The following is a 9,082-nucleotide window of genomic DNA, read 5'->3' on the forward strand; positions in this document are numbered from 1 at the left end:
GATAAACACAGGTGGCCCATGAGCATTACCCGTAATGATTTAAAGATATTTAAACCCGAACAGCTGGGTACCAGCGACGATGCTGGCGGCCAACGAACTCGTAATGCGGTGCAATCTGGTAAGTTAAATGAATTATTTACTGCGATTTCTGACATTGACCACGCGCAATCTTCACTCGACATTGTTAAGTGTTATCCCGCTTTAGACACCATAGACACTGGCACCTTGCTTGATGCGCATGTGTTTATTAGCCAGCCACCGAGTGATCCGCTCGTGTCGATGTTGCTAGTTGAAGCGGATGCGTTAGACGATGAAGACCGCATGGTCGAAATGAAAGAGATTTTAGAATCGTCGGTTACCGCGGGGTCATTAATCCGTCAAGGTGCACCAGGCTTTTTGCCCAATCAAAACAGCTTTAGCCGCGAGTATTTACAGTCAACGTATATGTTTGACGGCAAAGAGTATCGCAAAACCACCAGTTTGCGCGTTGGCCAAGTGATTGCCATTACCGTTGAGTATGCAGGTATTGAAGACGCCGACTGGCCGCGTAAAACCCATTACGCCATGGTGACCGATACCAATGCACCAGGTAACAGTGAAGGCAATATTGTATTTGACCCACCAATCGATTTTGCTACCCCTGACTATAACGTCACCGTGAACGCCACAAGCAATTGCACCAAGCTGCGACTTACCAACGAAGCTAGCCCGTTAACGTTTCACGGTGTGAGTAAGTTAACTGCCGCCAGTAGCAACAAGAATCTAGCCGTGCAAGCAGTGCAGCAAAATCTATTGCCAGTGGTATTAAGCGAACAAGTTAAAACAGGCCAAGCCATTAGCGACGGTGACATAGTCCGTAAAACCGTATCGCAAAATGCGACAACTGCACAAAGCTATCAGTTTGCCTTGGTTGATGTATTACAGGGCGCCAATATCGCCGTTGATTACACCCCAATCACCAGTTATACATCGGGCGGCATTCAATACGGCAGTGACGACGCCATTGTGGTGGTCAGCAGTGACACGGTTAGTGTGACGTTATCGCGTAAACCTGACCTCAATACTCCTGTGTCGTTGCAGTACATCTCGGGTGTGTCATATCAAAACTATGACAATGCTGATGCATTCCCTGTAGATCGCGAATTAGTGCCCAACACGTTAACGGGTAAAGTGACTCGCCAAAGTACGCCATATCAATTTACCGAGCGTGATGGCGCGTTATACATCACCGTTTACTCTGGGTTTGGAGTGACTATTCAAGAAGAAATACGTGCAGCCATTGTTGATTATCAAACAGGCATCATCACACTTGAGAATGGTATCTCTAATCTTGTGTATGTTGGCTTAGTCATTGCGCCAGAATCAGCCAATGTGGCCACGTTTGTACTCAATGCCAGTGATGCATTGTTAGATACCTTTTACGTGCAAGTGTTTACCGTGGGTGATGTGTTAATCAGTGCCAGCTGCGACAGTAACGGCACGGTAACGGGTACAGGCATTAGCGGCAGTATTGTCAATAACCTGGTGCAGTTGTCGTTTACTCAAGACGTTAAGTTAAGCACCTTACGGTATGACATTACCGAGCAAGTGCGCAACTTACCGCCTGCTGATATTTATGGCCTAAACCCGCTGCGGATCCCCAATGCGGGTATTGTCGATATTTATCGCGCTTGGGGCACTATCGCTGTGTCGCACACTGACTACCAAAACATCGTTAGCCCAAGTAATGGCACAGTTATTACTATTCGCACTGGCAGCAATTTTGTTGATATTAGCGATGCAACAGGTGCGAGTTTGTGGACCGCAACCAGTGATCTCTTTAGCGTTGATAGCGCAGCCGGTACCGTTACCTTAAACAGTGACTTTAGCGGCTTTACTGCACCGTTTATCTTAAGTGACACCATTAGCGAGTTAGCGTTAGTGACTGCAGTGAACACCAACACCGTCACGATTTCAGCTGCGTTGTCGCGTGAATATCCTATTGGTTCAAGTGTGGCCAGTGTGCAAATACTCGGTGACTTACAAGCCCGAGTAGGCAAAGTGCGCGACATGACCAGCTGGGCTAACAACTGGGACTTAGACGGTGAAGCTGCCCAAGGCACGTTAAACACGGTTGATTACCCGATTGAAGTGACCAACGCAGCTGCGGTGAATGAAGATTGGGTGTTGGTGTTTACCTCGACCACAGCGTTTCGTTGCGTCGGTAAACGTATTGGCCAAATTGCCACGGGTGACACGGTAAACGACTTTGCCCCAATTAACTCGCTAACCAATCAGCCTTACTTTGTGATCCGTGCCGGTGCGTTCGGTGCCGGTTGGAATCCTGGTGAAGCCATTCGCTTTTCCACAGTTGCCAGCGCGAAACCGGTGATGCCAATTAGAACCGTGCAAGCGGGCCATAGCCAAATCAACACCGACCGTGCCGTATTGGCGTTTCGCGGTAACGAAGCTTAATTACTTTTTAAAGACAGTGGTGCCAGCAGTAATGTTGGTACCGCTTTCGTGTGAGGAAAAATCATGGGATTACCAGTAACGATGTATAGCGGTGCAGATTTAGGCGCACCGATTATTAGACCAACTAGCGTTGCGGATTGGTTAATTATATTAAAAGCGTGTTTGGTTGATGGGTATGGTACTAAAGAAGCATTAGGTTGGACTCTTGAGTTTGAGGACGTTGGTACTGGTAAGGCTGTATTTAAAAACAAAGTGTCTGATGGTGGTAGTGGTGGTGCTTTTCAATACGAACCTAACGTTGATCCTACCTTTGGTCAAATTACGTGTGCTAATGAGATTTTAGGACTAGGCAATTTTGTTAAGAAAGTCGGTTACCGCTGTATTGTTACAAGTACCTTTAGTTATGCCGTTGAGGGGTGGATGATTATTGGTACAAGTCGCGGTTTCTGGCTAATTCAAGAAATTGGTGATGCAGGTGGTAACACTGGTAATACCAACAATTTAAGAAGTCCAAGTTATGCTAAATACTTCACATATTATTTCATAGGTGATATAGACACTTTTATACCAAATGACCTTAATATTTTTACATTAGTTAGTACGAGTTACACCAGCAATATGGCTGATTTGACGATTGGTAACTCAACAACAAACTTAGCTACAAATAGTTTTCCTCCCGCGGCAGCTATATACAACACTGATGGTAGTAACATAGCTCAAAACTATGATAGTAATTATTCAGGTTCATCCCAAGATGCAGATGAAGCCCCAACTAATGACGTATTTTCCATAAACACTACTGTAGGTTTAGGTGAGTGTTTAATGGTCAAATCATCACACTCTATTGAGGCACCTTGCGTTCGCGGTAAAATCCCAGGATTATTTAGAATGTTTGCTTACGGTTATAGAAACATTAGATGTCCAATTTTAAGAACAATTGGTACGAATAATTACAGGTTAGTTAACGGGTACAAAACAGCGTCTTGGTTTATCCAATATGATGGTACATGGTATGAGTAATGTAATAAATATTGGCTTTAAGGTGTTACAGCCTTTAACTATGTTTGTTGGTTTACTTGAAGTTGATGCTGACCCACTTGCCGAACGTATCGTGGTCTTAGACAGACTTTCATTAACTTCATTAGTTAATTCAAAATTAGATGGTGGTATATTTAAAGTTATATTGCCTTTTGAATACACCACAAAGAATAACTTGTTAGTTGGTATTTTAGATTCTGATATGGAATTTAACGCTACTTTTTTAGACGGTGTTAGGTTGCAAGTTATAGATAGTATTGAGGTTGATATTAAAGCATGATGACACTCAGGTTTACTCAACCTTGGCCAAACTCTAACTCGCCAGTCATTATTCGGTTTGATGCTGAGGTGGTACCTGAGCCGCCAATCCGCGCACCGTCTTTGGGTATTCATTTGGGCGTCACCTGGCAACCCCAATTACTCGCTGCAAATGATCACCAACTGATAAGTGCAAGTAAACCACTCGGCAATCAAGTTCAGTTAGTCGTGCTATCTCAATCTGCAACAGACTACTGCGTAACAACTCAATGGCAAAATAAACCACTAACTCAACGCATAATAGTAATACATTATGCTGGCAATGCGTTAACTGGGTTAACCGTAAATTGGCTTTGGTTTGTCGCGCCTAGTGTTGAGCAAAGCAACGCATTAGCTTGGCTGGTACCGAACCAACACAGCAAGATTATGTCAGTCGATTGGCAAGTAAAACCAGTGCTGAATACGTTGCATGCAAACATCAATTGGTGTGATGGTGCAGCATTAGTTAACGATATCACTACGGCTTATAGCTATGACAATATCAGACTAATACAACCAAGCATTGCATGGGGGCCACATACCGCGAGTTGGATTTGTTCAACCCGATATCGACCACCTACAGGCAAAGTGACGATTCGATTTAGCGAACCTTGGGCCAATTCAACCAACCCATTACAGCTGCGTTTTACCGCGTCAGCAAACTATTGCTACTTTGACGACGGTGGCGGCTTAGTGGATGCCAACCCAAGTTTACCCAGCCTTGATTTTGAAACCCCCATCGAACCCCAACTGCGCAGGTATTATTTAATGCAGCCAACCATTACGTGTGTGCGTGTGTCTGACAACGTACCGATTGTGATCAGCAATATCAGTATCAGCCGCAGCCGTGGCCAATGGGCCAGTTCGGTGAGTATCGATTTTTCAAGCCGCATCGATACCAGCCGCGCTGAAAACCAATTACTCAACGTCGGTATTAACGGCTATGAGTTTTTTGTATTGGTTGAGCAAACCAGCGTGAGTAAAGTGTTTGGTAATGAAACATACCGAGGAACGGGCCGCAGCCGCAGCGCCGAACTTGCTACGCCATACGTATTGCCGATCAGTTATACCAACGCAACATCACGCAGTTTTGCAGGTTTACTCACTGACATGCTGCAATTCACTGGTTGGACAATTTCGCTTAATGGCATCGTTGATTTTAACGTACCTGCAGGCGCATTTAGCGTTGGCAATAAATCGCCTATCGATGCAGTGCAAGAAGCCGTTACACAATTGGGTTGCATGTTGTTATCGAATGATGAAACTAAAGCATTAACCGTGGTCCCTCGTTGGCCAACAGTGCCGTGGTTAATGGATGGTGTAACCCCAGACTTAACCGTGCACGATGCTGTGATCACCAGTTACAGTGAGTCAAAAGAAATCGGTACCGAGTGCAATGTGGTTTGGCTTCGAGGTGAGCAGCAGGGCATCAGCGCAAAAGTAAAACGCGCTGGCACTGCAGGCAATATCGCCGCCGATGATATCAGCGCCCAACTGATTGTAGATAACCAAGCTGCCCGAACAGCCGGCACCAATGCACTGGCCGACACGGGCAACAAGCTTAATATCAATATGAGTTTACCGATTATGGCCGACTTACCACCTGCAACACCTGGTATGTTGATTGGTATTCGCGAAGGTGTCGATGTGTATAAAGGTACGTGCGATTCGGTGATGATCAGTGCATCGGTTAGCGACACTGGCGACATCGATGTAGAGCAAACCATCACCGTCGTTCGTCACGTTGCATAAGCTGTTGTATCAAAACCAGCATAAGGAATCGTAATGTTAAAGCAGTTACAACAAAGCCTAAGCGCCCCGCGAACTATCATGACTATTAACGCGGTAAACACCGACGGCACTGTCACCGCTAGCACTGCCAGCAACCATACTCAACGAGTCATCGGTTCTGGTAGCGTAGGCGATCACATCTACGTTCAAGACGGCAGGGTGCTAGGGACAGCCCCCGATTTGGCGTTTTTTGAGATAGAGGTTTAGGGGTAATTATTTTTATTGTAGTTATTTGCTATGTAACTCGTACTAGCTGACTGTTACCCATTTCAAACGGAGTTCTTCCACAACACATTTTGCCTTGATGATATAGGTATTGTCCTAAATTGATTGTCTTGCAACATAACCCCACACTCAGGATAAACACATACTTGTAATATCAATTTACCATCTATGGATTTAGTCAAAAAATGCTATTCAAATTGATGTGTGTACACCTCTGTGTACAGAATATGGATTGGCTTTATATTTAAACTTTTTAAATTAATGGTTTAGGTTGTTTAGTCATATAATCGTGCCAGAATAACGTGGGTTGAATTGCGTTAGCCATAGTAAATATAAGATCCTTTTCGCGATTAGAACAATGTTAACATTTATCAGCATAAAAAAATGATAATGAGGTAGCCTTCAATATGATTTTTCTAATATAACCTTGTTTACTGATGACTAATGTGGATTTGCTGGTTACAATTTAGTGAAGTAACAAAGGAATATTGTATGCATCATCATGTATTTACTCAACCAAGTGTTAGTGAAATAACTCAACCGACGGCGTTGACACTTCGTTTACCAGACAGTGTGAGTGATTTATTAGTACTATCAACGATGAGTAATCCTTTAGTTGAATTTGTGGTTAGTCAAGTTGAGCATAAGCAAACAACACTCATTTTACGTGTCCAACCGTTTTTGACTTTTGCTTTTGAGCATACACCAACAAATATTAAAACGCCGACTCAACCACGATTCGTGGGGCAGGGGATTAAATTATATCCTTCAATGGGAGTTGCTCCACGTGTGTGTATTGAGCAACTCAGAAATGGAGTGACGATTAATATTCACGCTGATGGAGATGTTCATTTTAGCGTATCTGCCGAAGCCCGTTTTGAACTAGTGACGTTAGAGAATGACTTGCGGATATTGAGTGAACCTCAAGCCCTAGTAATGGCTAAAGCGATATTAGGACGTAAGTTTGATTATGATGAGCCTTCTACCATGCTTGCGGTTCACATAAGTGAGTTAGAGCAAGTTCGACGAGAATTACGTGATTATCTTCGGGGCGAGTCGGGCAAAATCCATCCAGGTGTCTCAACTGAGCTACTAAAACTCGATCATTTATTGCAAAATAAGCATCAATGGTTATTACGGACATATCATCAGTCATTAGAGCGTTCAAATTTAGGCCGCTCGTCTAATGAACAATTTTTTAATAATGAACAATTACAACGTAAATTGGATTGTTTTGAACTTTTAGCCCCTAAAGACGTGTCGGAAATGGTCAATAAGCTGTGTGATGACGATCTTTAATTTTTCAGTAACTCTAGAGCCCACCCATGTCTTATATTTGCCCTATTTGTAGCGCACCATTAGTACAACAACAAAATTCTTGGCAATGTGAACAGCGCCATCAATTTGATTGTGCTAAAGAAGGTTACGTTAATTTACTGCCTGTACAAAAAAAGAAAACTAAAGATCCCGGTGATAACAAAGAAATGATGATCGCTAGACGAGAGTTTCTTAATCAAGGCTTTTATCAACCGTTAAGCGACAAAGTAAATCAGTTAGCGCTAGAATTTGCTGGAGATGCTACTAAGGTGCTCGATATAGGTTGTGGCGAAGGGTATTACAGTCATCGATTATTCGAAACGTTGCAATCTGTGGTTAACCCCCAGAGTGAGTTTTATGGTTTAGATATTTCTAAGTCTGCCATTCGCTATGCGGCTAAACGCTATTCTGGGTTACATTTTTGTGTGGCGAGTGCATTTGAAATGCCTTTTGCTGATGACAGTTTTGATTTAGCGATACGTATTTATGCGCCGTCTAAAATTGAAGAGTTACAGCGGGTGATAAAACCAACCGGAATACTCATTACCGTTTCTCCTGGGCCGATGCATCACTATGCGTTAAAAAAGAAAATTTATAGTGAACCAAAATTGCATCCACAGGAGCCTATGGTGTTAGATGGCTTTACTTACTTAGGACACCAAGCGTTAGCCTATTCATTAACATTAACTCGTGCGGAAGATATTGATCATTTCCTTAATATGACACCTTACGCATGGAAATTGAGTGATTCACAGAAGTCTCAGATAATAGAGCAAGGGCTCGAGTGTGAGATAGATTTTAAAATCGAAATTCATAAACGCGAACAATAAACGATCAGATAATTGATATAAATAACTATTTGATGCTCAAAGATAAACCGTTTTGTCATGACACTAATTAAATACCATTGTTTGGTTGATGTTTGTTGACTTATCCCGAAAATGGTTTATAGTTTACTCAGCTTGAAGGTTGGGCTTATATTTATCAATACGAACAGTTTCGTCCTGTAAACATAAGTAATACCGGCATTTTCCAGCTTTACTGCCGTTAAGGCTTTAACTATTTTTTTTTACAGGATTTATATTATGTCTCAAGTTACTGGTGTTGTTAAGTGGTTTAACTCTGATAAAGGTTTCGGATTTATTGAGCAAGAGTCTGGTCCAGACGTATTCGTTCATTTCCGTGCTATTAACTCAGACGGTTTCAAAACTCTTGACGAAGGTCAGAAAGTTTCTTTCACTGTGACTCAAGGTCAGAAAGGTCCTCAAGCTGAGAACGTTTCAATCGTTTAGTATTTAGCTTCGGCTAAGTGTTAAAAGATTTAAAACTGTAGCAATTAATTGCTGCAGTTTTTTTTGTGTTTTTTTTATTTTATCTGCAGTTATCATCACGCTAATTGTCTATCTCATCCCCGTTACTTTCACTCGTGTTTCCACTTTCCACTTTCCAGTTTTGTAAAACGTCCTTGAGTGCTTCATTTATACCTAGTTACTCACCATTAGAGGTTTCTCGTGAAGTTTGTCATTTGTGAGTAAAATAGCTTAAGCAAATTGTACATAGTTTATCACCTGAAAGGATGACAACCAATGCGAGGTATTTACACTAAGCTGGCGTTACCGTTTATGTTTGCAGTTTTTAGTGTTTTATTTTTCGAGTTTTTTTGTGCAGGACTATTTGTGGTTCATTACAGTCATAAGTACATTGTTGCTTGAAAGAGTTCTCTATAATACAGCTTCAATGTTATTGGATGATATTGCCACCCAGTTTTACTGGGTTATACCATTGTTTATTAGCAAGGGGTGTTAACCACAAATTAAAAAACAACGGCATTGTGTAATGCCGATCAGTTAAGCGGTAAAACGAGAAAATTTAACTGATCGGTTGACCGATCTTTCTAGTCTGCGAAAATCCGATAATCTTTATTATCGGATTTTTTTATGGAACTTTCAGAAGCCCTTGC

8 protein-coding genes are annotated in these 9,082 nt (G+C 42.3%); all 8 read left to right on the top strand.

Features of this window, described 5'->3' with window-relative positions; genetic code table 11:
• The first annotated feature begins 18 nt into the window (after window positions 1–18).
• Window positions 19–2,454 (top strand): hypothetical protein, encoded by a 2,436-nt coding sequence (locus EGC86_RS20680; protein ID WP_123778877.1) that lies wholly within the window; start codon window positions 19–21, stop codon window positions 2,452–2,454.
• Window positions 2,455–2,517: 63 nt separating this feature from the next.
• A complete protein-coding gene (locus tag EGC86_RS20685) occupies window positions 2,518–3,474 on the top strand; it encodes a hypothetical protein (RefSeq protein ID WP_123778878.1) in 957 nt (318 codons plus the stop codon).
• Entirely contained in the window at window positions 3,467–3,772 is a 306-nt protein-coding gene (locus tag EGC86_RS20690; RefSeq protein ID WP_123778879.1) for a hypothetical protein, read from the top strand. The genes EGC86_RS20685 and EGC86_RS20690 overlap by 8 nt, the downstream gene beginning before the upstream one ends.
• Window positions 3,769–5,541 (top strand): hypothetical protein, encoded by a 1,773-nt coding sequence (locus EGC86_RS20695; protein WP_123778880.1) that lies wholly within the window; start codon window positions 3,769–3,771, stop codon window positions 5,539–5,541. Before EGC86_RS20690 ends, EGC86_RS20695 begins: the two co-directional genes overlap by 4 nt.
• 33 nt (window positions 5,542–5,574) lie before the next feature.
• Window positions 5,575–5,787 carry a hypothetical protein gene (locus EGC86_RS20700; RefSeq protein ID WP_123778881.1) on the top strand — a complete coding sequence of 71 codons (213 nt, stop codon included), beginning with the start codon at window positions 5,575–5,577 and terminating at the stop codon, window positions 5,785–5,787.
• Window positions 5,788–6,297: 510 nt separating this feature from the next.
• The gene (locus EGC86_RS20705) at window positions 6,298–7,104 is read left to right on the top strand and encodes a hypothetical protein (protein WP_011637158.1); all 807 of its coding nucleotides are present in this window, start codon (window positions 6,298–6,300) and stop codon (window positions 7,102–7,104) included.
• Between the two features lie 26 nt (window positions 7,105–7,130).
• Complete coding sequence (gene rlmA, locus EGC86_RS20710) at window positions 7,131–7,952, top strand: 23S rRNA (guanine(745)-N(1))-methyltransferase (protein ID WP_011637159.1); 822 nt, start codon at window positions 7,131–7,133, stop codon at window positions 7,950–7,952.
• Window positions 7,953–8,207: 255 nt separating this feature from the next.
• Window positions 8,208–8,414: a cold-shock protein gene (locus tag EGC86_RS20715; protein ID WP_011637160.1), complete on the top strand. Its 207-nt coding sequence runs from the start codon at window positions 8,208–8,210 to the stop codon at window positions 8,412–8,414.
• The last annotated feature ends 668 nt before the right edge of the window (window positions 8,415–9,082 follow it).

This window comes from Shewanella frigidimarina (genome assembly GCF_003797125.1).
Lineage (GTDB): Bacteria > Pseudomonadota > Gammaproteobacteria > Enterobacterales > Shewanellaceae > Shewanella > Shewanella frigidimarina.